Raw genomic sequence first — 26564 nt, 5'->3', positions numbered from 1 at the left:
TATATTGATTTAACCAGGAGCTTCCATATGTTGGCAGGAGCTTTAACACTTTTTGACATTTATAATGAACATTAAATCTTCCGGTAACAACAAAGGGACCCAGATTGCGCTGCGTCCCTTTATGTATCCGGTACAGAATTCTTAATTGAAATGTATCAGGAACTGATCAGCGGGGGTACGTACCTTTTTAAGGTTGACCAGCCAGTCACCGCTTTCAGCCCTCTGGCCCAATGCCAGGATGGTTACACTGCGTAAACCTCTTTCTTTAAGCCCCAGCAGCTCATCGAGCTGTGCGTTATTAAAACCTTCCATCGGAGTAGCATCAACATTTAGCAAGGCCGCCTGGGCGATGGCCATACCGAAGCCGATATAGGCCTGTCTGGTAGCATGGGCAAAGTTTTCTTCCGCAGTTTTTGAAAGCAAACCGCCCGTTAGCTGAACTTCGTAATCAGAAGGGGCAACGTCCGGCATTCCGCGTTCCGTATTGGCATGCGAGAATACAGATCTGATCCTCTCCTCTGTGTACTTATCCCATGCGGCAAAAATTAAGAGCTGAGATGCATCTGTGATTTGTGTCTGACCATAGGCAATGGGTTTGATTTTCTCTTTCAGTTCGGGATTGCTTACCACAATGACCCTGAAAGGCTGAAGACCAGATGAAGTAGGTGCCAGGCGCGCTGCTTCAGTAATTTGATCAATTTTTTCCTGTGGAACCGCTGCCCCACTCATTTTTTTTGTTGCGTATCGCCAGTTCAGCGCTTCTAATAAATTCATAAATTCAATTTTTAAGATGGGTAAAAACCTTTTAAACCATTATTTGTTTAAACATCGTTTGCAAATATATTGATGTTATGAGATGAATATGGATTGTTAAACCGTTTTTACCTTTAGATGATAAGATTTTATTTAGTGCATAAATATTTTTTGATTTTTTTCTTGAAATAGATCTTTTTATTCACTAAACTCGTATATTGTTATGCGTGCATAGGAATATTACAGCAATGCGATTTTGAGGAAATTGTTGTTGTTGACCAGCAAAGCATACTAATAGCATCAAATACAACTAACCGAATATTATGAAAAAGAGTTTATTAATTTTCTTACTGGGCTTGCCTTTTCTTGGCTATTCCCAATCCTTTCAGGTCAATCTTCAGGGGCAAAAGCAAATAGCGATGGGTGGCGCAGGAACGGGAGCCGCATTGGACGAGGCCTCAGTATTTTTTAACCCCGGCGCAGTCTCGTTCCTGAAACAAAACGGCGTACAGGCGGGGGTAAGCCCAATATTCCTAAAAACCTCTTTCAGGGAAACTGGCTCTAACATTACCGAGCATAATAAAGATAAGATTGCTACTCCCGTAATGGGTTATGCGGTTTTTGGTTCCCCGGCCAGCCGTTTGCGGTTTGGGCTCGGTATTTATACGCCATTTGGAGGTGCGTTGCACTGGGAGGAGAACTGGACCGGGAAATATACAGTGACATCGCTGGACCTCAGGGCTATATTCATCCAGCCTACATTGAGTTACAAGATTACCGACCATATTGGTGTGGGTGCCGGGCTGGTTTATTCTTTGGGTCATGTTGATTTAAGGAGGGCTGTTCCCTTAACCCTGAATAATGGTGAAACAGGTACGGCAAAACTGGAGGGTACCTCGAAAGATTTTGGCTGGAATGCGGGTATCTACGTAGAGACCATCTCTGGTGTCTCGATCGGCGTTACGCACCGTTCGCAGGTAAATGCGGCTATAAAAAACGGGGATGCAACCTTCAATGTGCCCGATGCGCTGATCAGCTCATTCCCCACCAAATTCAATGCTACACTTCCTTTGCCTGCCACATCAACCATAGGTTTTGGAATTTATCCGTCTGAAAAAACAACGTTGCTTTTTGATGTAAACTGGGTACACTGGAGTAAATACAAAAACCTTTCGTTCGACTACGATAATAATTCCAGAATTGCTGATACGCGGTCGCCCCGGAATTACCATGATGCCGCTGCGCTGCGCCTGGGCGTACAGAACCAGGCTACAACAAAACTGGTTTTACGTGCGGGAATAGGATATGCCTTTACTCCGGTGGGAAAAGGATATGTAACGCCGGAGGTGCCCGATGCTGACCGGTTGCTGCTGAGTGCCGGAGTTGGGTATAAAGCCTCTGAGAATTTTAGTGTTGATCTTTCCTTCCTGTATGAAAATGTTAAAACCAGGAGCGAGACTAATATTGAAACCAACTTAAGCGGGGCGTTTAAAACGCTTGCCTACATCCCCGGTATTGCGCTGACATACAAATGGTAGTTAACCTTAAAGACAAACATAATGAAACCTAAATTTATATATAACAGTATTTTTGTAGTTGCGCTTGCTGCAATGGCCTCCTGCAAGCCAGAATTTAAGGATGTTACCCCTTCAAAAGGAACGGCAGACTTTACACGATATATTGCCGTTGGGAATTCCCTGACCTCGGGTTTTGCAGATGGTGGTTTATACCTGGAAGGGCAGCAGAACTCCTTTCCGGAAATGATTGCTACACAAATGAAAACTGTAGGCGGCGGCGCTTTTTATTCTTCCTTTTTCAACACCAGTCAGGCTAATGGCTCCGGGTACCTGAGGATCAAAAGTTTCAGCGCCAGCGGACTCCCCGTTACGGAAAATGTAACGGATAACCTCGCTGTCCGTGGTCAGATCGCTGTTCCCGGATTTGGAAATGTAACCCTTTATACAAAATTCAGCGGCGATTTAAACAACTATGGTGTACCCGGTATTAAACTTGCAAATATTACCTACGCTCCCTATGGAAATTTAAATGGATACTTTGAGCGCCTGCTGCCGGGAGCATCACCCACAAATACGACCACTTACCTTTCATTTATTACCGCAAAACCGTGGACGTTTTTCAGTATGTGGCTTGGAAACAATGATATTCTGGGGTATGCAACCTCAGGCGGCGCCGGTGATGTGCCGACAGATAAGGCGGTTTTTACAAGTTTATACAATACCGCGGCCACAGAGCTGACCAAGACTGGCGCCAGGGGTGTGGTAGCTACCATACCGGATGTACTGGGCACTCCATATTTTAACACGGTTACTTTAGCTACATTGCTAGCTGCTGTTAAGGTATCTGCCCCTACGGTAACGGCGTTGTATATCCAGACCGGTACAGGTACCGTAAGGGCGGCTACGGCACAGGATTATTTTGTGCTTACCCTGGGTTCTGCCAATGTGATCGGCGTGCCCAACAGCGGCGGATTTCCTTATGGCCTGCATCCCGGAAACCCTATTGAGAGTAAGTATGTACTGGACCAGGCTGAAGCCCTGGTGGTAAACGATTATGTGAATGCCTATAACACGACGATTAAGTCTGTTGCGGCCGCTAAGGGGCTGGCAGTTATGGATGCTTACGCCTTATTAAGAGAATACGGCGCTGGAAAAGTGGTAAATGGTGCGAACGTAAGTGCTGCGTACATCACCGGTAATCTCTTCTCGCTTGATGGCATCCATCTAACCCCTATGGGATACGCCATTGTAGCCAATGCATTTATCAAAGCGATCAATACGCAATACGGATCAAGTATTCCTATAGTAGATATTACAAAATACAGGGGAGTTAAGTTTCCGTAAACTAAACAGAAATGAAAAAGGCCGACCTGTTTATGCAGGTCGGCCTTCTGTATGGATATAAAAATTTAACGGATAGTGCTGGTAGATCCGGAAGAGCTGAGCTCCCTTCTTGCGATCATCTCTTCATTCTGTACCTTTTTGGTAACCAACGCAATAAAATGTTTGGAATTTAACGTTGAGCCGTCTTGAGTTTGCAAGATATGCTCTTTAGCAGTGCCTGATAACGCTAATTTTGAATGACCATCCGTCACGGTGTATAAACTCTGAGTGTCCGTTTTTATCCATGCCATTGCAGTGTCCCTCAAAAGTATTTGCAGGTTATTTGCTTTTAACTTTCCGTTTGATAAAACAGTTGATGTATTGTAGGCATCAACACGATAGATGTTTTTAAAATAAACGGTGACGATGACCGGATCTTTTTCGTCCGAACTGATGACCAGGGTATTTCCAAATTGCTTAACGGAGACATTTTTTGGATCTCCTTCATCTATCGTTACCTGTTCTTTTTGGCTTTGAACAAGATAAACAACTGTGTTTCCTTTTACTGTAATCTTTTTAATGTCGGGAACGGTGTCGGCTGATTCAGCTTTAAAGCGTTCTTTTGCAGTACCTGCTACTGATAGCATGGTCGATAAAATTATTGCTGTTACTAATGCTTTCATTTGATTAAGTTTTTGTCTGCATGTTACCTGTTGAATAACTATTCAATCAGTATGTAATTTTTATGAGACAAAGGACGGACTTCTATATTAAGTCAAGCTTTACTGTATGTTAATTCTTTTAATATTATTTTAGCTGTTTATGAAAATTATTATCACTACAATGTAAAAAAGCGTTTTATGATGGTGCTTAAACGGCTTTATGATGAGTTGAATAAAATTTATGTCTATAAAAGAAAACAGGTTGTATTGTATTTACGACACACCTGTTTTCTAATTGATGCAGTTTAAGGTTTAAAAGCTTCATCTGCTGTTCTGGCAATTATCCCATCCTGCTGATTCTGACGGATGATTTGGGCTGTGAAGTTTTTAACATCCAGCGTTGCCCTTTCTTCAATTTTTGAGATATGCTGTACTGTTGTGCCCAGCAATTCCAGTTTCGCCCCGTCATCCACAACTGTATATAAACTTTGTGTATTGGTTTTGATCCGGGCCTTTGCGTCGTTCCTGAGCAGTACTTGCAGATTTTCAAGGTTTATTTTTCCGGCGGAACGTACAGTTACCTTGTCAGAGGCATCAATACGGTAGATGTTTTTAAAGTAAACCGTTACAATGGCCGGTGTTTTCTGATCGGAAAAGATAGTTAGTTTATGTCCTTCTTGTTTAATAGATACTGTTGCAGGATCGCCTTCGTCTATGGTTACCTGGTCCTTTCGGGCCTGAACAAAATAAACGATAGTATTTCCGCATACCATAATTTTCTTAAAATCGGTGTTTGTAGTGTCGGACAAACTGTTGAAGGGGATGCTTCTTTCTGTTGCACTGGCGATGATGACTGATGACCATAAAATAATGGCTGTTACTAATTTTTTCATGTCTGTAAATTATTGGCAGTTTTTAAAATGACGTAAAAGGCCGGTGGTATTTTTGTTTTCCCCATTCCATTCCGTCGTGTTTTCATTTAATTGAAAGCGTTAACTGCTTAATTATTAAGACAAAGTAAATTACTTTTAAGATATTATAAAATCCCCTAATAGGGGGTTTTATAACTGTAGGTGTTCCCAGGTCTGGGGATACAGATGAAATAAATTTCTGAATCAGAGCGAAATGTCTGAATTTTTTTCAGGAAAGGTAGAAATATCTTCTATTGTACACAAGATTTAAACCTGCGCTATCTGCTGTAAGCCGGTATAGCTTAGTGTTTGAGCCTGCTTTTAAAAACCTTCTCCAGTTTTTCCACTTCAGGAAGGATCACCAGTCTGCAGTAGGGCTGGTTAGAGTTTTTAGCAAAGTAATCCTGATGATAGCTTTCGGCTACGTAAAATGGCTCAGCTTTGGCAATTTCTGTCACTACCGGTTTTCCCAGAGCATTTGTTTTATTCAGTTCAGCTTTATAGTGTTCTGCCTCCGTTTTTTGCTCGGGTGTATGATAAAACACTACTGAACGGTATTGAGTACCAAAATCTGCACCCTGACGGTTTAATGTAGTAGGGTCATGGCTCTTCCAGAATACTTCCAGTAATTCATCGTACGATATTTTGGCCGGGTTATAAGTTACTTCGATCACTTCAGCATGTCCTGTAGTGCCGGTGCTTACATCTTCATACGATGGGTTGGGGATCTGGCCGCCTTCATAGCCGGACCTTACGGCTGTAACTCCTTCCAGACGGTTAAATATTGCCTCTGAACACCAAAAACATCCCATTCCGAAAGTTGCCTTTTGTTTCTTCTGCTGTGCATCGGCACTACCTGCAGATAAAAGGACTAAAATCATCATTGCCAGATATTTCATTTGATTAATTTTAATATATAATGATATATTTTTTATCAAGTATTTCAAATGTATTATAACAAATTTAATGTTTTAATAATAAGTATACGCAGCGGGAGAAGCTGTGGATTTTTATACAGGGATGTTCCGTCCTAAATTGACAGTGGGGTGATAAACGCCATTCCGGACTTTAAGATGTTAATAACTTAAAATATTGTAAATTAGTAAAATGGCAAATGTTAATTTTCAATTGATGACTTTATTAACAATTGTTTTATAATTTCGGTTATATAAACTTTAAGCAAAACACGATGTCTACACCTTATATTCCAACCCTGGATCTTGGTTCTTATATTGATGGAACCGAGCAGCAGCGCAAAAAGTTCTCCGATGAATTGGGAAGGGCTTTCAATGATTCAGGATTTGTGACGATTACAAATCACGGACTGAGCCAGGAGCTGATTGATAAACTATATCAAAATATCCGGGCGGTATTCAGTTTGCCGGCTGACCAGAAAGCAAAGTATGAAAAACCTGAACTTGCCGGACAGCGGGGTTATACCAGTCCGGGAAAAGAGACGGCAAAGGGGGCTAAAACTGCTGACCTGAAAGAATTCTGGCAGATCGGACAGACAGTGACTGACGGAGATCCTGTTAAATTTCTGTATCCTGACAATGAATTTCTGGAAGAGATTCCTGAGTTCAATGAAATCACCAACGAGGTATACCAAAAACTGGAAAGTAACGGCAAACACCTGCTAAGGGCTATCGCGACTTACCTGGAACTGCCAATTGATTATTTTGATGCACATGTGCACAACGGGAATTCCATTTTGAGGGGCATCCACTATTTTCCCATCGAAGACCCTGATGCCCTGCCTGATGATGCTGTTCGTGCCGGAGCGCATGAGGATATCAACCTGATCACCCTGCTGATCGGAGCCAGTGCCGATGGACTGGAAGTGCTGACAAGGAGTGACGACTGGCTGCCCATTAAAGCACACCACTCTGATATTGTTGTGAATGTTGGTGATATGTTGCAACGGTTAACCAACAATAAACTGCGCTCTACCACGCATAGGGTAGTTAACCCAGCAAGGGAACTAATGAAAACTTCGCGTTTTTCTGTTCCGTTCTTTCTTCATCCGCGCGCCGGTATGGACCTGACAAGCCTGGATTCCTGTATCGATGAAGAACATCCGAAATTATATGCTGATATGACCGCCGGCGAGTACCTGGATGAACGCCTCAGGGAAATAGGATTAAAAAAGTAAGACAGACCTGATCAGAAAGGTATTAATATAGTATTACACGTTATACAGCACGCTGTATAGAGTCTTTTGGTGTACCTGATGTGCTCTTATCAGGCATACCTCAACGATAGTCCGCTCTTTGCCGATGTATGTTACAGGTATGGTCGGGCTAAGGCCGGACGGAACAGATTACCTGCAGAATAAGTGTTCAAACAGCCTGCTGTACGAGCACTTATACCGTGGCGATACTATTGTTATGGGAGTGTTGTGAAATTAAAAAGCCGTCAGTGTAGAGTTACACTGAACGGCCTTTTGCTTATTTACCTGAGCCTTCTATCGGGATCGAACCAATGACCTACTGATTACAAGTCAGTTGCTCTACCAGCTGAGCTAAGAAGGCTTTAAAGCCGGTTAATTGCTTAACCGGCTGCAATTATAAAAGAATTGATCCTGAATACAAAATGTTTTTTTGAAATATTTATCTCCCGGTTGATATCCTGCTGTATGAGAGGGATAAAGCTTATAATCCTTTGTCGATGGCTTTATTGATCACCTCCTGGATCCGCGAGCGGATCCCCAGTTTTACCAGTTTGTCGGTTACTCCCGGATTGACGCGGTTGGATAAAAACACGTAAACCAATCCTCTCGACGGATCTACCCATACCGCTGTGCCGGTATAGCCGGTGTGCCCAAAGGTTTGCGGAGAAGCTGTTTCTGATGGATATTTCTTAGCCAGGTCAGGATCCCAGCGGTCGAAGCCCAGTCCTCTTCTGCTGACGTTTGACTGTTTTGAAGTAAAGGCAGACACGGTTTCAGGTTTGAAATATTGCTGTCCGCCGTAAGTTCCTTTGTTCAGTAACATCTGGTACATGATCGCCATATCATTTGAGCTGGCAAATAAACCGGCATGTCCTGAAACCCCTCCTGCCAGGGCAGCACCCTGGTCATGCACAAAACCTACCAGTAATGTTTTTCTGAAATAGGTATCCATTTCCGTAGGAATGATCTGGTCTTTGTTAAACCTGTTTCTTGGCAGAAAACCTGCGGTCTGCATTCCCAGTGGTGCGTAGAAATTCTCTTCGGTATAGTCGTTCAGTTTTTCCCCGCTGACATGCTCCACAATCTCGCGCATTACATACATGCTGATATCGCTGTACACATATTTGCCCCTGGTTCTGATAGGTGCGTTGAGCATCCGAGGCCACATCACATCTTTGAAATAATCCTTCCTGATAAAATAGCCGTCAGCTACTTTAGTAGGATAGGCAGCAGATGAATCGGTGCTGTGGTCGGTGACCTTCAGGCCTTCATGAAAGGGGATATAGGGAATAAATCCTGCCTGGTGCAGCATTACCTCCCTCACCTGGATATTGTTCATTGGCGTATTCCTCGCCATGGCAATATACGCACCGATGCTGGTGTCCAGCCTGAGCTTGTCCTCTTCTGCCAGCCGCATCACCATTGGGGTGGTGGCGGTAATTTTTGTTACCGAAGCAAGATCGAATATATCGGTGATCTTATCGGCCGGACCGCCATAGGTATGGTTGCCGTAGGCTTTATTGAAAATCACTTTACCGTCTTTTGCTACCAGAACCACCATTCCCGGCGCAGCGTGCGCATTGATGGCTTCAGCAGTGATGTTGTCAATTTCACCCAGGTTGTCAGAATTTACGCCCGCATCTTCGGGCAGGGTATATTTTAAACGGCTCGCCACTGTGGTAAATCCCGATCCTGAAGGATACTTTCCTGAAACGGCAGCGGTTAACTTATTACTTATCCCGATGCCGCCAAAAATAACCTGCGGAATCAGCGCGGCAGCTTCGGCGCTCTTCTGCTGGCACCAGATCAGTGGTGAATTGATGGCATCAAATGCGATCAGGCTTCTCTGTTCGCCATAGAGGGCAATAATGACACTTTTACTTTTCGAAACCGAACTGATGAAATTGATATATTTGGCATTGGTAGTTTCCTGGTCTGAAATAGAAATGATAATGGTATTGAAATACTTGAGGTCGTCTTCCAGTTTGTACAGATCGGCAGACGGCTCATAACCGGCAGAACTAAAGGGAGTGACTTTGGTGTATTTGCTGAGCAGACTGTCCGAGATATTCTGGAAGCCGAAACCCAGGCTGACAGAGGCAACGTTTTTCTTGTCGAGCGCCGTCAGGGGAACTGCAGCGGATTGGTTATTCAGTAAAATTGTACGCTGAAGGATAGTAGCATTGGTCTTTAGCAGGTCTTCATTTTTCTGATGGTCCTGGGCGCAGGCGTTCAGACTGAAAACTGCAATGATGCAAATTGTAAGGCTTTGCACGAGGTTATTTTTTATCATAAATTAGTTTAGTTCATTCAAAACGTTAAAGATATAAAAAGCTTATGCCGGCTTCGTCACGAAATGGTATTTATAATCAAAAGATTTATGTATAAGGCTTATTTTCGTTAAATTAGCGACCTTTACGAAGGAGATAAATGTCAGATATAATACAACTTTTACCCGAGAGTGTTGCCAATCAAATAGCTGCCGGAGAGGTAGTTCAGCGGCCAGCATCGGCAGTAAAAGAGTTAATGGAGAATGCGATAGATGCGGGGGCAAATAAGATACAACTGATCCTTAAGGATGCAGGTAAAGCATTAATTCAGGTGATTGATAACGGATGTGGAATGAGTGTGACGGATGCACGCATGTGTTTCGAGCGCCATGCCACGTCAAAGGTGCGCAAAGCGGAAGACCTTTTTGCTATCCGTACCATGGGTTTTCGCGGTGAGGCAATGGCTTCAATCGCGGCAATAGCCCAGGTTGAAATGAAAACCCGCAGGCATGAAGATGAACTGGGGACATTAATTGAAATTGAGGGGGCTACGGTGACCAAGCAGGAGCCTGTGGCTACGCCTGAAGGAACGAGCATCTGTATAAAAAACCTTTTTTTTAACACACCCGCCAGACGGAACTTCCTGAAAAGCAATCCTGCGGAAATGAGGCATGTGATCGATGAATTTCAACGGATATCGCTGGCTAATCCCGCGATTGCCTTTAGCCTTCATCATGATGGCCTGGAAATTTTCAGGTTGCCTTCTTCGGCATTGAAACAGCGGATCGTTCATTTGTTTGGTAACAACTATAATGAAAGACTGATCCCCGTGGAAGAAGAAACAACGATCATCAACCTGAAAGGCTTTATTGGTAAACCGCAGTTTGCTAAAAAAACAAGGGGAGAGCAGTTCTTTTTTGTGAACAACCGTTTTATTAAGGACGCTTACCTGAACCATGCCGTGAATAAGGCTTACGAGGAGCTGCTGGCAGAGGATAACTTTCCTTTGTACGTGCTTTTCATAGATATTGACCCGGCTAAGATTGACGTGAATGTGCATCCGACTAAAACGGAGATCAAATACCTGGATGAAAAGTCTATTTATGCCATTATCCACTCAGCGGTAAAGCGCTCTCTGGGACGGTTTAACATCAGTCCGACTATAGATTTTGACCAGGAAACGGCTTTCAGCGGTATGATCAGTCCTAAATCCCTTGATGAGATTGTGCCTCCGAGTATCAGTTTTAATCCTGACTTTAATCCGTTCAGTGAAGAGAAGTCGCCCGAGCGGGCTGAGCGCGGTTTTACCGCTTTCAGGAGTGGCGAAAACAGGGAGCAGAGCACCAAAAACTGGGGATCACTTTATGAGATCGCCAATCACAACCCTGTTGAGCAGGTAGCGATGGAATTGCCCGGAAACGGGCCAGATGATAAATATGCACCGGTACAGAAACAGCTGATGCAGCTGCATAACAAGTATATCATCTCGCAGATCAAATCGGGCCTGATGCTGATTGATCAGCAGGCGGCACACGAGAGAATTCTTTATGAGCGTTTTAGTCTGCATTTGGAAGACAGGAAGGGAGCTTCCCAACAGAGTCTTTTCCCGCAAACCGTTACGCTGAGCCCAAATGATTATGAGCTGGCCAAAAGCCTGCTTGATGATATCAAGAGCCTTGGTTTCGAAGTCCGCGAGTTTGGAAAAAATACGCTGGTGATTGAAGGGATACCTGTTGACCTGGGCAGTAACCAGATCAATGAGACCCAGCTTTTTGAACACCTGATAGAGGGGTTTAAAAACTCCCAGCAGGAACTGAGACTTGACAAAAGGGATGCACTGGCCAGAAGCATGGCCAGGAACAGCGCTATAAAAAGTGGGGTGGTGCTGGGGCAGGAAGAAATGAATATGCTCATTGAGCAATTGTTTGCCTGTAAAGCACCAAATTTTAGTATTAGTGGTAAACCGGTCATCCAGACGATGTCGCTGACAGAACTGGATAAGAAATTTGATAAATAAAAAAATGAATACTATTCACATACCTCCGGTTGTTAAAAACCTGCTCATCATTAACGGGCTGTTCTTTGCCGCTACTTTAATCATGGAAAGTAAGGGAATTGAACTTGCAGAGTATCTTGGTGCCTTTTATGTAGACTCTCCCTATTTCAGGGTTTGGCAACCTGTTACTTATATGTTTATGCACGGGGGCTGGTCGCACATCATCTTTAATATGTTTGCGCTTTATACATTTGGCTCTGTACTGGAAGCGCATTGGGGCGCCAAACGTTTTATAAACTTTTATCTGATTACAGGTCTGGGAGCGCTGGCATTACAATGGGCCGTACAGGCATTTGAGATCTATCAGATTGCAGGGACACCTCTTGCCCATAGTGTCCTTTCTTTAGAATCTCTGGAACAAAGGCTTTATAATACCGCACAGTTTTCGCCTGCCCAGGCTTCAACTTTATATGGTATTTATTTCGGGCCTATGATCGGTGCATCCGGTGCGATATTCGGATTGCTCGTTGCCTTTGGAATGCTTTATCCAAATGCGGAACTGTTTATCATGTTCATCCCCGTGCCGGTAAAAGCTAAGTACATTATCCCCGTATATATTTTGATAGAACTGAGTTTGGGCGTAGCCAGTGTGGCGGGAGACTCCGTAGCGCATTATGCACACCTCGGAGGAGCACTGCTGGGCTTCATTTTAGTGAAAATTTGGAAAGATAAAAATACATTTTACGACTATTATGACTAAGAATAATCTTTTAGCAGATCTAAAATATAAAGTTTTCCGTTCAGGGAACCCGGTGTTTTTCTATATAGGGATCAATACCATTGTTTTTGTAGCTGTTGCACTTTTTGGTGTCACCTATTTTCTTGCCGGTAATACAAATATCAGGTTTCTTGACTATGCCAAGGAGTATTTCGCCTTTCCCGCGGCTTTACCAAAACTTCCTTTTCGTTTTTATACGGTACTGACCTACCAGTTCCTCCATGAGGATATTTTCCATATCCTGTTTAATATGTTGTGGCTATTCTGGATGGGAAATATATTCATAGATTTCCTTAAACCAAGGCAGTTCCACTTTGTATATCTTGCGGGTGGTGTAATGGGGGCTGTATTTTTTGCCCTGGCTTACAATATATTTCCTCCTTTTTCAGCAACTATTTATGCGGCTAAGATCATCGGCTCTTCAGCTTCAGTGATGGCAATTGCCGTTGCTGTGACCACACTTCTGCCGGATTATACGATAGGACTGATGTTTATCGGTACCGTAAAGCTGCGTTATGTGGTGCTCGTGTATTTGCTGATTGACCTGATTGGAATAGGGTATGCTAATCCCGGCGGAAGTTTTGCACACCTGGGAGGCGCATTTATGGGCTTTCTTTATATTAAGCTGTTACAAAACGGGAACGACTGGAGTAATATCTTTAAGAAAAAGCCGAAACTGAAAGTGGTAAAAAATGAGAAACCGGGAACAGGGGCGAAGAACAATATCAACAATAAGGTCAACCAGAAAGAAGTGGATTTGATCCTCGATAAGATTTCTAAATCAGGGTACGATAAATTGAGTAAAGAGGAAAAGGAAACCTTATTTAAGGCGAGTAAAAGTTAATGAAGAAACGCAGAACCACATTTTTTACCAGGATATACGTGCTCATCGCAGTGGTGTTGGCCTTTGCACTGGTACTGGGAATGGTAGCAGGTAAATTTGATCCTCGTGAACATGCTGTGATCGCATTTTTTGGCCTGGCTTACCCCTTTATCCTGTTGCTGAATGTCCTGATGATCATCTTCTGGCTTTTACAGAGAAGACTGATCTTCGCACTGCTTACTGCAGGGATCATTGCATCCGGCTGGCATGCACTCATTGCTACCATAGGTTTCCTGGGCGAAGACGGTGTTGGCCCTAAAGCCAGTCCTGATCTGCTGAGAATGATGACTTATAATGTGCATAGCTTTAAACCTTATGGAGAGGATAACAATGAGTCTGTTAAACAGCAGATGCTGGCCGTAGTAAAAAATGAAGATCCGGACATTATCTGCTTTCAGGAATATTACTCGCGGCGCAAAGGCCCTTTTGATATTACCGACAGCCTGAAGCATATGCTGAAGAGCCCTAATTATTATTTCATTCCCAGCTCAGAGAATAATTATGAAGCCATGGGGCTGGCCATCTTTTCCAGGTATCCTATAGTAGACAAGGGAACGATCATATTCAGCGCCAACCACGGTGGCAATGCCAGTATCTATGTTGACATTATGGTGAAGGATAAAAAGATACGTGTCTATAATGTTCACCTGCAATCGATATCATTTGACAAACAGGATTATACCTACCTTGATAAAGTGAAAACGGAAATGGATGCGAAGATTACACCGTCCAAAAGGATCCTGAGAATGCTGAAAGCAGCTTTCGTGAAGAGAAGCGGGCAGGTGGATATCATGAAGGCACATATGAAAACATGTACTACGCCTTTCCTGATTGCGGGGGATTTCAACGATACTCCGGCCTCTTACGCAGTGACTCAGCTGACCAAATCACTGAATAATTCTTTTGTTGAAGAAGGCATCGGGCTGGGCCGCACCTATAACGGAAAATTTCCTAATTTCCAGATAGATTATATCTCGGCAACCAAGCCTATAAAAATAGTTAACCACAGGATCATTCAGGCCAGATTATCAGACCATTTTCCTGTAAGAAGTGACATAAGGATCAATTAATATATCGGCAAATTTTTACCTTTGCCAGCTGGGATATGTACAATTTCCCATAATAAAATGAACGACAAATCATATATACGAATGGAACACGGCTTACAGCTATATAATACCCTTACCCGCAAGAAGGAAAATTTTGAACCCCTGAATGGTACTCATGTAGGGATGTATGTTTGCGGGCCGACTGTTTACAGTGATGTGCATTTGGGTAACTGCCGTACGTTCATTTCTTTTGATTTGATTTTCAGGTACCTGAAATATCTGGGATTTAAGGTGCGCTATGTGCGTAATATTACCGATGCCGGGCACCTTGAGGGCGACCGCGACGAGGGCGACGATAAATTTGCCAAACGCGCAAAGCTGGAACAGCTGGAGCCTATGGAGATTGTTCAGAAGTATACCCTGGGCTTCCATGATGTACTCAGGATGTTCAATACGCTTCCGCCAAGCATCGAACCAACTGCTACAGGACATATTATTGAGCAGATCGAAATGATCACCCAGATCATTGATAATGGTTATGCTTATGAAACAAATGGCACAGTGTATTTTGACGTTGAAAAATATAGCCAGAATTATAATTATACGGTGCTGACGAACCGCAACCTGGATGATATGATGGCCAATACCAGGGAGCTTGACGGGCAGGATGAGAAACGCGGAAGGCTTGATTTCGCACTGTGGATAAAAGCCAAACCTGAAACCCTGATGCGCTGGCCTTCCCCCTGGGGAGTAGGGTTCCCGGGCTGGCATATTGAATGCTCTGCCATGAGCGAAAAATATCTTGGTGCTGAGTTCGATATCCACGGCGGCGGAATGGACCTTGCTGCTACCCACCATACCAATGAAATTGCACAGTCTGAGGCTTGTTACCATAAACATCCCGCAAAGTACTGGATGCACACGAATATGCTGACGGTTAACGGATCGCGGATGTCCAAGACTGCCGGCAACGGTTTTATGCCACTGCAGCTTTTTAGCGGTGAACATGCCTTACTGAAAAAGGGATACAGCCCGATGACGGTTAAGTTTTTTATGCTTCAGGCACATTACCGCAGTACGCTTGATTTTTCAAATGATGCACTGGATGCTTCAGAAAAAGGGTTCAGAAGACTGATGAACTCACTCAGCCTGCTGGATAAACTCGTTCCTGCCGATACCAGCGATTTTGATATAGAAACGATCAGGCTGAATTGCGTAAAAGCAATGAACGATGATTTTAACAGTCCGGTAGTGATTGCCGAATTGTTTGAAGCAGCCCGGATCATTAACACGGTGTATGACAGCAAAGGACGTATCTCGTCCGCAGAACTGGAGGTCCTTAAACAGCTGATGCAGGATTTTGTATATGATATTTTTGGTCTTAAGGATGAGGATACCTCAAATACTGAATTGAATGATGTGCTGAATATGGTGATCGACATCCGCAAAAGCGCGAAAGAGAATAAGGACTATGTGACTTCAGATAAGATCCGTATAGGACTTCAGGACATTGGTATTCAGCTAAAAGACAGTAAAGAAGGCACTACCTGGAATAAAATCTAACGAAACCCTAAATAAATACGATAACATCACATGATCAATAAATTTATCTGCACCCTGTTGGCTGCAACGATTACCCTCGGCGCTTACGCGCAGCGTACGGATGGCACTACAAAATCATTGTTAAAGGCAGAGCAGGAATTTGCCGAATCTGCAACCAAAAATGGTATAAGATCCGCCTTTAACTCTTTTAGTGCCGGTAATGCACTTGTTTTCAGACCGAACCCGGTAAACGCAAGAAATTATTATGCTGCTCAGCCGAACGACAAAAATTTAAGCTGGACTCCTGATTATGCACAGGTTTCACGTAGTGCAGACTGGGGTTTCACCAGTGGCAGCTATGTAGTAGATGGTACCCAAAAGGTTTATGGACAATATCTTTCTGTCTGGAAAGCCATCAATGGCAAATGGGAGCTGGTACTTGACCTTGGAACTACGCACAATAAGCCGCTGCACCCGGTAGTGAATAAGTTTGTAGATCCTAAGGATTATTTCAAACCACAATTTAACGGGCCTAAACAAATTGCTGCCGGAAAGGAAATTATCCTGACTACAGAGAAAACACTGAGTGCGATGTTGAAATCACACGGTATTGGTGCTTTTGGCGGCTTCTTAAACTCTGATGCACGTGTTCTTTTTCCGGGATACGAGCCGATCATTGGTAAAGATAAAATTGTAGCATTTTACAATAGCGTGGTGGATAAGATCAGTTTTAAAACTACACAGGCAGATAAAGCGAATGGCGGTGACCTGGCTTATACCTATGGCATGGCGACGGTAGATTACAGAACTGATCTTAGAGAGATCTTTAACTATGTTTTTATTTATGAACGTCAGCCTGATCACAACTGGAACTTAATTGAGCAGATTTATACGCCGACTGAACGTTAATACTATACCAGTTTAATTTTTAGTCAGAAGAGTGTTTTCTGGCTTCGCGAAAAAAATCGCCATGTGTTTCAAGGCTGTCTACCGCTGAAGTGCGCTGGAAGGCCTTGAAACACATGGCGATTTTTTTTAAGGTTATCCTGTAGCAGGGTGGCTGTTTAAATTTACTAACCTATTTGAATGATGATGAAGACCAAAATACTATTGCTGCTGGTTACCCTAACAGGTTCTGTTGTCCATGCACAGACTTTTGACAAACAGGGCGACAGGGGTGCCCGTGGATTAATGCCCGAAAATACCATTGCCGGAATGCTCAGGGCACTGGATCTGGGTGCAACTACACTGGGAATGAATGTGGTGATCTCTAAAGACAACCAGGTAGTGCTTTCTCATGAGCCATATTTTAACAATGAAATCAGTCTGACTCCTGCCGGGAAACCTATTCCGTTAAAGCAGGAACAGAGTTATAATATGTATAAGATGGATTATACGGAGATCAAGAAATTTGATGTGGGGAGTAAGGTGCACAAAAGGTTTCCGGGGCAGCAAAAGTTTAAAGCGTATAAGCCCTTGCTTTCTGAGGTGATCGATTCTGTAGAGGCTTATGTTAAGCTGCATAAATTAACGAAGCCTGATTATGGGATTGAGATCAAAACAGTGCGTAAGGGAGACCTGGTGTTTCATCCCGAACCGGCAGAATTCTCACAGTTGGTGATGGATGTTGTAGAGGCAAAAAAAATGAGCAGGAGAACCATTATTCAGGCATTTGATATCAGGAGCCTTCAGTATGTGCATGAAAAATACCCGAAGATAAGAACAGCGCTGATGATTGATGAAAAGGAAGATTTTGAAAATAACATCAGAGATCTTGGGTTTAATCCTACAGTGTACAGCCCGTATTCGGTACTGGTGGGTAAGGGGTTGGTGGACCGCTGTCATGCGGCAGGGATTAAGATCATTCCATGGACGGTAAACAGCCTGAAGGATATGGAATATATGGTTGGCCTGGGTGTGGACGGGATCATTACCGATTATCCTAATTTATTTATGCGCCTGGAGTTGCCAAAGAAAAAGTAGATATTATAGATACATTCCTGTTCATGTCATAAGGGTTAAATTGAGAGAGTTACAGTTAAAGCAGGTTCTTAACGATCTTCTCGATCGTAATACCTTCGGCTTCGGCACGGTAGTTCCTGACGATCCTGTGGCGTAATATAGCTTCTGCCACGGCCTGTACATCTTCGATGTCAGGTGAGTATTTTCCGGATATCGCCGCGTGGCATTTAGCACCCAGGATCAGGAATTGCGATGCCCTCGGGCCTGCACCCCAGTTTACATACTGCTTTACTTCAGGTGTTGCCAGCGGGCTTCCGGGGCGTGTTTTCCCGGTAAGTTTCACTGCATATTCCAATACGTTATCGGTTACAGGGATCGTTCTGATCAGCTGCTGAAAGAACTGGATCTGATCGGCATTGATCAGTTTTCTCAGCGTCATACTATCGCCGCCGGTAGAGTTTCTGACAATGGTGAGCTCATCGGCAAAGCTGGGATAGGTAAGCTGGATATTGAACATGAAACGGTCAAGCTGTGCCTCCGGAAGGGGATAGGTGCCTTCCTGTTCAATTGGGTTCTGAGTAGCAAGAACAAAGAATGGTTTTGGCAGGATATGCCTATATCCGGCTGCGGTAACAGCCTTTTCCTGCATGGCTTCCAGTAAAGCTGCCTGTGTTTTGGGAGGGGTTCTGTTGATTTCATCCGCCAGTACTATATTAGAGAAGACAGGGCCTTTAATAAATTTAAAGTTCCTGTCTTCTCCTAAGATCTCTGCCCCGATGATATCTCCCGGCATGAGGTCTGGCGTAAACTGTATACGGTTAAAGTTCAGGTCAAGCACATCTGCAACGGTTTGAACCAGGAGCGTTTTAGCCAATCCCGGAACGCCAACCAATAAACAGTGGCCATTGCTGAAAATAGAGATGAGTACAGCTTTTACAGCTTCATCCTGACCAATAACGACTTTACTTATCTCATTTTTTATATCAATATAAGACTGGTGTAGGGCATCAACTGCCGCTATGTCGTTATGGTATGTTGTCATCTATTTTGCTTCTGTCGTTTCAGGCTTGGTCCAGATCTTCAGTTCACTGCATTCCTGATAGTCTTTATCAATCCTAATGTAAGTGTTCTTTCTTCTTTTTTCAAACCATTCACTCATGATACGGTCACTTTTCTGTTGTTGTGCTTTATCCTTGAATTTCGTATAATCCTGGTCGAGATTTCCTTTATGAGCAGGGACATTGGATTTCAGCAATACAATTTTGTAACCTTCTTTGCCATCCTGTCCTGTAAAAGGCACCGGTTTTGAGATCTCGCCCACTTTCATGGTATCAATCACCTGGTAAACCTTAGGGTCTAACTTATCGGCAGGGATGAATGTTGTTCTTGCAGTCACATTATCAGAAAACAGGATCATTCCACCATTGTATTTCGATTCCTTATCAGCAGAATACAGCGAAGCAGCGGTAGAGAAACTGAGTTTATTGGCCTGAATGTTCGTGTAAATACTATCAGCATGCAATTTCGCGCGCTCTAAACTCTGAGGGGTAGTTTGAGGACGGATCAGAATATGGCGGGCATGAACCTGTTCTCCCCTTCTTTCAATCACCTGCAGGATGTGGAAACCGAAATCAGTTTCAAACACCGGGGAAAGTTCACCTGGTTTAAGTTTGAAGGCCCAGGCTGTAAATTCTTTGGCCATCATGGTACGGTCAAAGAAACCAAGGTCGCCACCCTCAGCGGCAGATCCCGGATCTTCGGAATAGGTTTTTGCTAAGAAGCCAAAGTCTTCACCGCTTTTTACACGCAGCCTGATCGCATCCAGTTTATCCAGGAACCTCTGTTTCTCCAGTTTAGTCAGCTCGGGATTCAGTGTAATCTCTCCCACTTCGTATTCTGCAGGGATATCCGGTAAGCTGTCTTTTTTATAGGACTCAAAATATTTTGTAACTTCCGAAGGAGTTATACTTACTTTCTCGGTAATTGTTCCCTGCATTTTATTGGCCTGCAGCTGATCTTTAACATCTGGTCTCAGTTCATCTTTATACTGCAGCACAGATTTATTGAGGAATTCTTCCAGTTTGTCCTGGCCACCGGCACGCTGGATCTGGTAACGCATTCTCCGGTCAAGCTCATCATCCACCTGTTTGTCGTCCACCATCACAGAGTCAATGTCTGCCTGTTGTTTTAACAGGTGCTGAACAAGCATTTGCTGTAAGATATAACATTTCACTTTCTCGTCAACAGGGTTACCTGAATTCAGGTACATTACATATTGCTGGTTGAGTTCAGACAGTAAGATTACGTCACTTCCAAGTACGGCTATAACTTTATCCACGCTCTTTGTTTGCGCCTGTACATTCATCATAAACAAGAAGAGCAACCCGCTTGCCATCAATAAAACTTTTTTCATTATACTTTCTTCAATTATATTTTATTTGCAAATTTACTATTATTCAACCATTTGTATACAGTATTATCTGCTCAGCTTGCGCAGCAGTTCCTGATCCATGGTTATTTTGTATTTATTCCTCAGTGAGATCACCCAGTCGCACTCTATTTTCTTCTGATAATCTGCGGCTACCTCAGTTTGTATATCGTCAAAAGGTTTTGACGAATACTGTTCTTTATGGGTATTGTAATATTCGCGTATGGTATCCTCATCTTCACCTATCCTGTCCCATATCTTTATTTGTGAGATGTTGAAAAGCAGAAGTGCTTCCTTATACTCGTTGATGACCAGGGAATAATCCGCATTTCTGGCTTCAGGCGGCATAGCGGCCATTAAAGCAGCTACATAGTTACCGGTCTCTGTCAGATAGGTGCTGTCTTTGTCCAGCCCTGCTGCCCTTGCATCCTCTACCTTAAGTTTAAAATCAATGTATATATTCAAAAATGAGATGAGGTCAGTAATTGTCGGTTTGGCATTTCCGGGACGGTGTTTTTTATAGACCCATACAAATTCCTTCTGGCTGATCGGATTGCCGTTTACAACAGCAACGCTTTGTGCAACAGTACCGAAATAGAAAAAACAGAGAACAATGATACAGCAGGTTTTTCTCACAAAAGATTTACTATGGTATTTTTAAGCTATAAAAGTAATAAATTAAGGCGCTATAATAGGATATTTAACTAATTTTAACACAAAAATATTCCCAAAAAATATGCACCATTCATGGCTGAACAATTGACTACAAGCGCTGAAGCACTCCGTTTATTTTTTACTGATGATATTTACCTTGTAAAAAACGAAGAGGCTACAGCTTTTAGTACTGCTGCTAAACAGGAATCAGAGCGCATGACTGTACCGGAGTCAGCACAAAAATCTGTTCTTCCTGCTCCGGAACCGTTAGCCGCTCCGGCAGCTGTATTTAAATATCTGGGTAAAAACCAGAAGAATATTTTGATCCTGGTAAATGATGGTGAACATGACGTAAGCTCGGAAAGTGGAAGAGAGCTGTTAAGAAATCTCGTGAAAGCCATGCAGCTTACGGCAAACGATTTTGCACTGTTAAATTATTTTGATTATCAACAGTCAAAATTTGAGGATCTGATCAAATTCTTTAGTAGCAGACTTGTGCTTGGATTTGGGGTGAGCCCTGTACAGCTTGGATTAAACGAACAGCCCCAGCACGCTATCGGCAGGCATGGAGATATACAGCTTGTTTTTTCGGGCAGGCTGGATCTGCTCACGGCAGACCAGGAAGGGAAAAAGAAATTATGGGGCAGCCTTAAACAACTTACATTTTAATGAGACAATTAGTATTTGCTACAAATAACCAGCATAAAACAAACGAAGTAAGGAACCTGCTTTCCGGTCAATATGAAATACTCAACCTGGGCGATATTGGCTGTACTACTGATATCCCTGAAACGGCAGATAGCTTTGCTGGAAATGCCGAGCTAAAAAGCAGTTTCGTGGCGGAGAACTTTAAGCTCAACTGTTTCGCTGATGACAGCGGGCTGGAGGTGAAAGCATTAAACAACGAACCCGGAATATATTCTGCGCGTTATGCAGGACAGCGGGGTGATGAAGCGAACCTCAATCTGGTGCTGCAAAAAATGCAAGGTATCACAAACAGGAAGGCGAGGTTCAGAACCGTGGTTTCACTGATCCAAAATGGACAACGGTTCCTGTTTGAAGGCGCTATTGAGGGAACGATACGGGAAAGCGCAACCGGTGGCAACGGATTTGGCTATGACCCTATTTTCCAGCCGGACGGTTATGACCGTACCTTTGCCGAAATGGATATGGTAGAAAAAAACCTGATCAGTCACCGCGGAATTGCGATGGGCAAGCTTATTGCTTTTTTAAAAGCACAGGCTGTTTAGATAAGGAATCTGCTTTTTTCATTAAACCAGGTAAGGCTTTTTTCAGGGTATCGGTCAGTGGGGCAGGGATCTTACTTTTTAAAGAATCTGCGGCGCTTTTGAGCTGACTGATGTTCCCCGGCTGCAGGATGTTTCCCAACTGTTTGGTACTTCCGGATTGCCCGATATTCCCGAGTTGCTTGATCGTGCCGGATGGAATGAGGCCTCCCGCCTGTTGCAATGCCTCCATTGCAGAAGAGGGGCCTTTCGGCGCGGCTTTTAAATTTTCTGCTGCTTTCTTTGCTTTTTCTGAACCTTTAGCAGGGGTTTTTGCAAGGACTGTCTTTTTGGGTTTAGCGATGGCTTTCGGGTTGGTCACATCTCTCTTGGAGCGTGGCCTCAACTCTGGTTTCCATACAAACCCGGTTAAGATCACCTCCTGTTTAATGTCGGCCACAGGTGTCGTTGCACCTTCTACATTTTTTATGGGTACCACATCGCCGATCTCAGCATTTCTGAACAGGATCTTAATCCTGCTGCTAACGGTCTGGTTCATCTTTTCGTATTTCTTTCCATCATCGGTTTTGGTAAAATAAACGCTTTCCGAGTTGCCGTCTACATACATGCTGTTCAGCTTTCCGTCCTTGAAAAATCCTGTGATCAGCTTGCCCTTGATCTGGTTGAATTTTGTGGTATCTATAGGGTCTACGTTTACCGCAAAGGCATTTTGTATCACCTGGATAGAATTTATTTTTTTGTTTCTGAGCTGCAAATAAATGGTATCGCCGGTCTGCTGTGAACCCTGTGCCCATATGATCGGATTTCTATACCATCGTAAGGTAGAATCTGCACTGGTGTAAAAAAGTGAGTCTGCTTTTGCCTGCATATTGGATTTATACACATTCACATGCCTGTACGCCTTTATGCTCCGCGTACGCAGGGTATCGAGCGGACTGACCGGCAGGCTGTCTTTTTTGACGACGGCTTTTTTCATTCCGGGTGGCAATTTATCCTTTACATCCGGAATGGCTTTCTTCATTCCAGGCGGCAGTTTCAGGCTATCGGTTTTCAGTGAATCTTTTTTATTAACTGGTACGGAAAGCGCCGCAACCGCATCTTTTTTTATACCGGGGACGGGCGTTTTTAGAGCAGAATCTGCCTTTGCAACAATCGGAGCCGTTCCTTTAAGCAGGGAATCTGCCTTTTTTGCCGGCACCTTCTCCTTTAATAAACTGTCATTCTTCAAACTGTCCTTGGCTCCTGGCAGGAGAGGTTTTGCTCCCGCAGGTGGTTTTTTCTTGTCATCAGGCTTTTGTCCGGGTTTATTTCCGCCAGGGCCGGCAACGCCCGGTTTCCTAGCAGGTTCGGCAGATTTTTTACTGACGCCGTTCATCTTGCTTTCACGATCTTCTTCACCCAGTTCATTGTCTTTTTTAATTGCGGGGCCTTTGATCAGTTTCAGCGATTTCTGAAGCACCATTTGTGTTTCAAGGGTGTCAGCACCAAGCCACAGACTGTCAGGCTGTTTTATATCTTTCACCATGATGGAATCATTCGTTCCCATACCTGCATAGGCATTTTTGGTAACCACCGTGCGCTGATCGCTCTTATAATAATAACCAAGCTGACCCCTCATCAGCATTTTATCTACCGTATCCCTGAAGGTAATGTTCCTTACAGCCCTGCCGTAACCAGCAATACCATCATAATAGAGGCTGTCCCCTTTCATCGATCTGCTGCCGGAGGTGTATAGATTGTTTTTTCCGAAATAGGCATACCTGGTTTTGGTATTGTAAGCGCCGTTTTCTGTGTAGAGGTTACCGCCGTCTTTTTCTTTGATGTTGGTAGGCCCGTAGAAATAAGCCCAGTTGGTTAGCGTATTGTATCTCAGCGTATCAGACTTAATGGTACTTTGTTCCGTCACGACAAGCACATTATAACGGAAATAGGCATCCCTGCTGTTTGCGAAATAATAGCCGTTCTTACTGGTGATGGTTGCATCTTTATTGACGATTTTACCGCCTTCTACGTAAGTACCTACCTTTGGCACCATACTGTAGTCCAGTATATTTGTTGTCAATACTGAGCTTTTGTCCACCAGGCGCACGTTGCTTGTTAAATGCGCAAGTTTGGCATTTCCATCGTATGTAAGAAAATCTGAATAAATATTAATCGTATCTGCCTGGTTAATATGTACATTTTTATAGGCCTCAAAGTAATTTTTTGCGGTGTAAAAAACAGCGCTGTCACAGGTAAGGATGGCATTGTCCTGTTTGAATACAGGTTTCCTTAAATAGGTGATGTCTGTTTTGGTGATGATACGGCTTCTTTCTGAACTTTGCAGAATGATCCTGGTTTTCTGTTGGGCAGAAAGACAGAACGGAAATAAAAAAAGCAGGACGAAACCTGCAAGCGTTTTTCCTGTGATGGCATATAGTGGATTCATGAAAGCGCCATGAATGTTAAAAACGTGAATTTTCTGCACTTTACAAAGTTAGTTTTTTGCTTCCCAATATTCATATAGTTAATAATTGTTTTTTAGTAGCTTTGAAGATGTTACCCCTTCAAAGCTTCACTGAGTACGTACGTCAACATGCGCTGTTTGGTCCTGACCATAAAATTTTACTTGCTGTAAGCGGGGGGAAAGATTCTGTGCTGATGGTTCATTTTTTTAAGCAGGCCGGTTTTAATTTTGCAATCGCACACTGTAACTTCGGGTTGAGAGGTGTGGAATCGCAAAGGGATGAAGACTTTGTACGCTTAGTTGCCGCTACGATGGAGGCTCCGTTGTATATAACGCATTTTGATACCAAAGCTTATGCTGCTGAACATAAAATATCAACACAGATGGCTGCGAGGGACTTGCGCTATAACTGGTTTGAAGAACTAAGGAGGACACAACAGTTCGACTGTATTGCCGTAGCACATCATCAGGATGACGCCATAGAAACCATTTTATTAAACCTGGTGCGTGGAACCGGTATTGCAGGGCTGCATGGTATCTTACCAAAGCGCAATTACCTGGTGAGGCCCCTGCTTTTCCTTTCAAGGAAGGAAATTGACAAACTGATCAGTGCAAATGAAATCCGGTTTGTGGAGGACAGTTCCAATCTGAGTGCCGGTTATGCGAGAAATAAACTCCGGCTGGATGTAGTTCCCAGGCTTAAGGAAATTAATCCCAACCTCGAACAGACCTTTGCGCGGAATATTGAGCGGTTCGCTGATACCGAAATCATCCTGCAGCAACGGATAGCAGCGGTCAGACTGGAAATTTGTGAAGAAAGGGCAGATGGCATTTACCTCTCCCTGGAAAAGATTTCAGCATTATACCCCAGGCGGCTGTTGCTGGTCGAGATCTTAAAGGACTACGGTTTTACGGAAATAGTTACAGAACAACTCCTCGCTTCTTTAAATAAACTAAGTGGTACCTCATTTTACAGTAGTACCCACCGGATCACGGTTGACAGAACGGCACTGATCATCAGCCGTATCACTGAAGAGGTATATGCCCATCAGATGATCCACCCGGCAGACAGTGTGGTTAAACTGGGCAGACAACTGATCGGGATCACTTTTACGGAAGATGTGACTTTCGAAAGCAACTCCGATAAGGCATTTGTAGATCATGATAAACTGATCTTTCCGCTGGTGCTTAGAAACTGGCAGAGGGGCGACCGCTTTATGCCGCTGGGCATGAAGAATTTAAAAAAAGTAAGCGATTTTTTTATCCATCAAAAAGTACCTCAGCCCCAAAAGGAGAATATTCCGATTTTAATAAACGGAAATGGCGATATTGTATGGGTGGCGGGTCTGCGGCAGGATGACCGATATAAAGTGACGTCAACCACAAAAAAAGTCGCTATATTCGAACAGAAATTTAATTAAATGAGCAATAAGTACGCTTTTCTTGAGAAACAATACATTGGCCGCGATTATATCAGGATTTGTATCCGTTTATTAATGGCAGCTTTCTGTTTTGGTGCCTATGTCTATGAAAGGGACCGCGATAATACACAGGACCTTTTTCTTGTGGTAGGTTTCGGGATCATCGGTATCTCGATCATCCTGCTGTTTATGATCCAGTACAAGATCATCATCCATAACAAAAGTATCATCATAGACGGGCTGTGGACGGCAAAGAAGGTAAAGATAGATTTGAACAGTATCGTGAGTGTAAGAAAGGATACCTATAGCAATTACTTATTTAACAATCCTGTTTACAATTTACACCGTAAAGGAAGTATCCGTTTTTATTCTTCAGGGAAGGATGCTATTGTATTAACAGACCGGGATGGGCTGATGTATTATATTGGAACACAGCGGCCTAACGAAATGTTGTTGGTGATTCAGGACGAAATGAGCAGATAATTCTGCTGCGAACGAAATAATTGCAATTATTTAACATAAAGCTCAGGTTTAGTGCTGTAATTTGCATTC

At 43.4% G+C, this 26564-nt stretch carries 23 protein-coding genes and 1 tRNA gene; 14 read left to right on the top strand and 10 right to left on the bottom strand.

Annotated elements, in window-relative coordinates; translation table 11 throughout:
• Window positions 1-141 precede the first annotated feature (141 nt).
• Window positions 142-774 (bottom strand): NAD(P)H-dependent oxidoreductase, encoded by a 633-nt coding sequence (locus BLW16_RS04385; protein ID WP_090555357.1) that lies wholly within the window; start codon window positions 772-774, stop codon window positions 142-144.
• A gap of 302 nt (window positions 775-1076) precedes the next feature.
• On the opposite strand from BLW16_RS04385, the gene BLW16_RS04380 reads away from it, so the two are divergent.
• Window positions 1077-2291, top strand: a complete 1215-nt coding sequence (locus tag BLW16_RS04380; protein ID WP_090555356.1) for an OmpP1/FadL family transporter — start codon at window positions 1077-1079, stop codon at window positions 2289-2291.
• 21 nt (window positions 2292-2312) lie between these two features.
• Window positions 2313-3614 (top strand): SGNH/GDSL hydrolase family protein, encoded by a 1302-nt coding sequence (locus BLW16_RS04375; RefSeq protein WP_090555355.1) that lies wholly within the window; start codon window positions 2313-2315, stop codon window positions 3612-3614.
• Between the two features lie 65 nt (window positions 3615-3679).
• On the opposite strand, the gene BLW16_RS04370 is transcribed toward BLW16_RS04375, so the two are convergent.
• The 3 genes from BLW16_RS04370 to msrA form a co-directional block, all read right to left on the bottom strand.
• A complete protein-coding gene (locus tag BLW16_RS04370) occupies window positions 3680-4276 on the bottom strand; it encodes a GIN domain-containing protein (protein WP_139298256.1) in 597 nt (198 codons plus the stop codon).
• A gap of 284 nt (window positions 4277-4560) precedes the next feature.
• Entirely contained in the window at window positions 4561-5148 is a 588-nt protein-coding gene (locus tag BLW16_RS04365) for a GIN domain-containing protein (RefSeq protein WP_090555353.1), read from the bottom strand.
• A gap of 320 nt (window positions 5149-5468) precedes the next feature.
• Complete coding sequence (msrA, locus tag BLW16_RS04360; protein WP_090555352.1) at window positions 5469-6065, bottom strand: peptide-methionine (S)-S-oxide reductase MsrA; 597 nt, start codon at window positions 6063-6065, stop codon at window positions 5469-5471.
• A gap of 290 nt (window positions 6066-6355) precedes the next feature.
• Here msrA and BLW16_RS04355 point away from each other — a divergent pair, with 290 nt between their 5' ends.
• Window positions 6356-7318, top strand: coding sequence for an isopenicillin N synthase family dioxygenase (locus BLW16_RS04355; RefSeq protein WP_090555351.1), 963 nt, complete (start codon window positions 6356-6358; stop codon window positions 7316-7318).
• Window positions 7319-7624: 306 nt separating this feature from the next.
• On the opposite strand, the gene BLW16_RS04350 is transcribed toward BLW16_RS04355, so the two are convergent.
• Window positions 7625-7697 (bottom strand) — tRNA-Thr (locus tag BLW16_RS04350).
• Window positions 7698-7817: 120 nt separating this feature from the next.
• Window positions 7818-9629 (bottom strand): serine hydrolase domain-containing protein, encoded by a 1812-nt coding sequence (locus BLW16_RS04345; protein WP_090555350.1) that lies wholly within the window; start codon window positions 9627-9629, stop codon window positions 7818-7820.
• A gap of 137 nt (window positions 9630-9766) precedes the next feature.
• On the opposite strand from BLW16_RS04345, the gene mutL reads away from it, so the two are divergent.
• The 7 genes from mutL (at window position 9767) to BLW16_RS04310 (ending at window position 17837) form a co-directional block, all read left to right on the top strand.
• Window positions 9767-11623, top strand: a complete 1857-nt coding sequence (gene mutL, locus BLW16_RS04340) for a DNA mismatch repair endonuclease MutL (RefSeq protein ID WP_090555349.1) — start codon at window positions 9767-9769, stop codon at window positions 11621-11623.
• 4 nt (window positions 11624-11627) lie between these two features.
• Window positions 11628-12362 (top strand): rhomboid family intramembrane serine protease, encoded by a 735-nt coding sequence (locus BLW16_RS04335; protein WP_090555348.1) that lies wholly within the window; start codon window positions 11628-11630, stop codon window positions 12360-12362.
• Window positions 12355-13224 (top strand): rhomboid family intramembrane serine protease, encoded by an 870-nt coding sequence (locus BLW16_RS04330; protein ID WP_090555347.1) that lies wholly within the window; start codon window positions 12355-12357, stop codon window positions 13222-13224. Before BLW16_RS04335 ends, BLW16_RS04330 begins: the two co-directional genes overlap by 8 nt.
• Complete coding sequence (locus BLW16_RS04325) at window positions 13224-14333, top strand: endonuclease/exonuclease/phosphatase family protein (RefSeq protein ID WP_090555346.1); 1110 nt, start codon at window positions 13224-13226, stop codon at window positions 14331-14333. The genes BLW16_RS04330 and BLW16_RS04325 overlap by 1 nt, the downstream gene beginning before the upstream one ends.
• Before the next feature lie 81 nt (window positions 14334-14414).
• The gene (gene cysS / locus BLW16_RS04320; protein WP_090555660.1) at window positions 14415-15875 is read left to right on the top strand and encodes a cysteine--tRNA ligase; all 1461 of its coding nucleotides are present in this window, start codon (window positions 14415-14417) and stop codon (window positions 15873-15875) included.
• 30 nt (window positions 15876-15905) lie between these two features.
• Complete coding sequence (locus tag BLW16_RS04315) at window positions 15906-16763, top strand: DUF4440 domain-containing protein (protein WP_090555345.1); 858 nt, start codon at window positions 15906-15908, stop codon at window positions 16761-16763.
• Window positions 16764-16940: 177 nt separating this feature from the next.
• Window positions 16941-17837, top strand: a complete 897-nt coding sequence (locus BLW16_RS04310; RefSeq protein WP_090555344.1) for a glycerophosphodiester phosphodiesterase family protein — start codon at window positions 16941-16943, stop codon at window positions 17835-17837.
• A 55-nt stretch (window positions 17838-17892) separates the two neighbouring features.
• Here the strand turns inward: BLW16_RS04310 and BLW16_RS04305 are convergent, their stop codons facing one another.
• The 3 genes from BLW16_RS04305 to BLW16_RS04295 all read right to left on the bottom strand — a co-directional run bounded on the left by BLW16_RS04305 (window position 17893) and on the right by BLW16_RS04295 (window position 20880).
• The gene (locus BLW16_RS04305; protein ID WP_090555343.1) at window positions 17893-18858 is read right to left on the bottom strand and encodes an AAA family ATPase; all 966 of its coding nucleotides are present in this window, start codon (window positions 18856-18858) and stop codon (window positions 17893-17895) included.
• Window positions 18859-20229 carry a peptidylprolyl isomerase gene (locus BLW16_RS04300; RefSeq protein WP_090555342.1) on the bottom strand — a complete coding sequence of 457 codons (1371 nt, stop codon included), beginning with the start codon at window positions 20227-20229 and terminating at the stop codon, window positions 18859-18861. It lies immediately after the preceding gene.
• A gap of 63 nt (window positions 20230-20292) precedes the next feature.
• Window positions 20293-20880, bottom strand: coding sequence for a hypothetical protein (locus BLW16_RS04295; RefSeq protein WP_090555341.1), 588 nt, complete (start codon window positions 20878-20880; stop codon window positions 20293-20295).
• Between the two features lie 111 nt (window positions 20881-20991).
• On the opposite strand from BLW16_RS04295, the gene BLW16_RS04290 reads away from it, so the two are divergent.
• Both BLW16_RS04290 and rdgB read left to right on the top strand, forming a co-directional pair.
• Window positions 20992-21567: a hypothetical protein gene (locus BLW16_RS04290; protein ID WP_090555340.1), complete on the top strand. Its 576-nt coding sequence runs from the start codon at window positions 20992-20994 to the stop codon at window positions 21565-21567.
• Complete coding sequence (rdgB, locus tag BLW16_RS04285; RefSeq protein ID WP_090555339.1) at window positions 21567-22148, top strand: RdgB/HAM1 family non-canonical purine NTP pyrophosphatase; 582 nt, start codon at window positions 21567-21569, stop codon at window positions 22146-22148. Before BLW16_RS04290 ends, rdgB begins: the two co-directional genes overlap by 1 nt.
• Here the strand turns inward: rdgB and BLW16_RS04280 are convergent.
• Window positions 22117-24573 carry an OstA-like protein gene (locus BLW16_RS04280; protein WP_090555338.1) on the bottom strand — a complete coding sequence of 819 codons (2457 nt, stop codon included), beginning with the start codon at window positions 24571-24573 and terminating at the stop codon, window positions 22117-22119. The genes rdgB and BLW16_RS04280 overlap by 32 nt on opposite strands.
• Before the next feature lie 107 nt (window positions 24574-24680).
• On the opposite strand from BLW16_RS04280, the gene tilS reads away from it, so the two are divergent.
• Window positions 24681-26012 (top strand): tRNA lysidine(34) synthetase TilS, encoded by a 1332-nt coding sequence (tilS, locus tag BLW16_RS04275; RefSeq protein ID WP_090555337.1) that lies wholly within the window; start codon window positions 24681-24683, stop codon window positions 26010-26012.
• Window positions 26013-26495: a hypothetical protein gene (locus tag BLW16_RS04270; RefSeq protein ID WP_090555336.1), complete on the top strand. Its 483-nt coding sequence runs from the start codon at window positions 26013-26015 to the stop codon at window positions 26493-26495.
• The last annotated feature ends 69 nt before the right edge of the window (window positions 26496-26564 follow it).

The sequence above is a fragment of the Pedobacter hartonius genome (assembly GCF_900107535.1).
GTDB lineage: Bacteria > Bacteroidota > Bacteroidia > Sphingobacteriales > Sphingobacteriaceae > Pedobacter > Pedobacter hartonius.
This window is presented reverse-complemented; position numbering and strand designations above follow the sequence as displayed.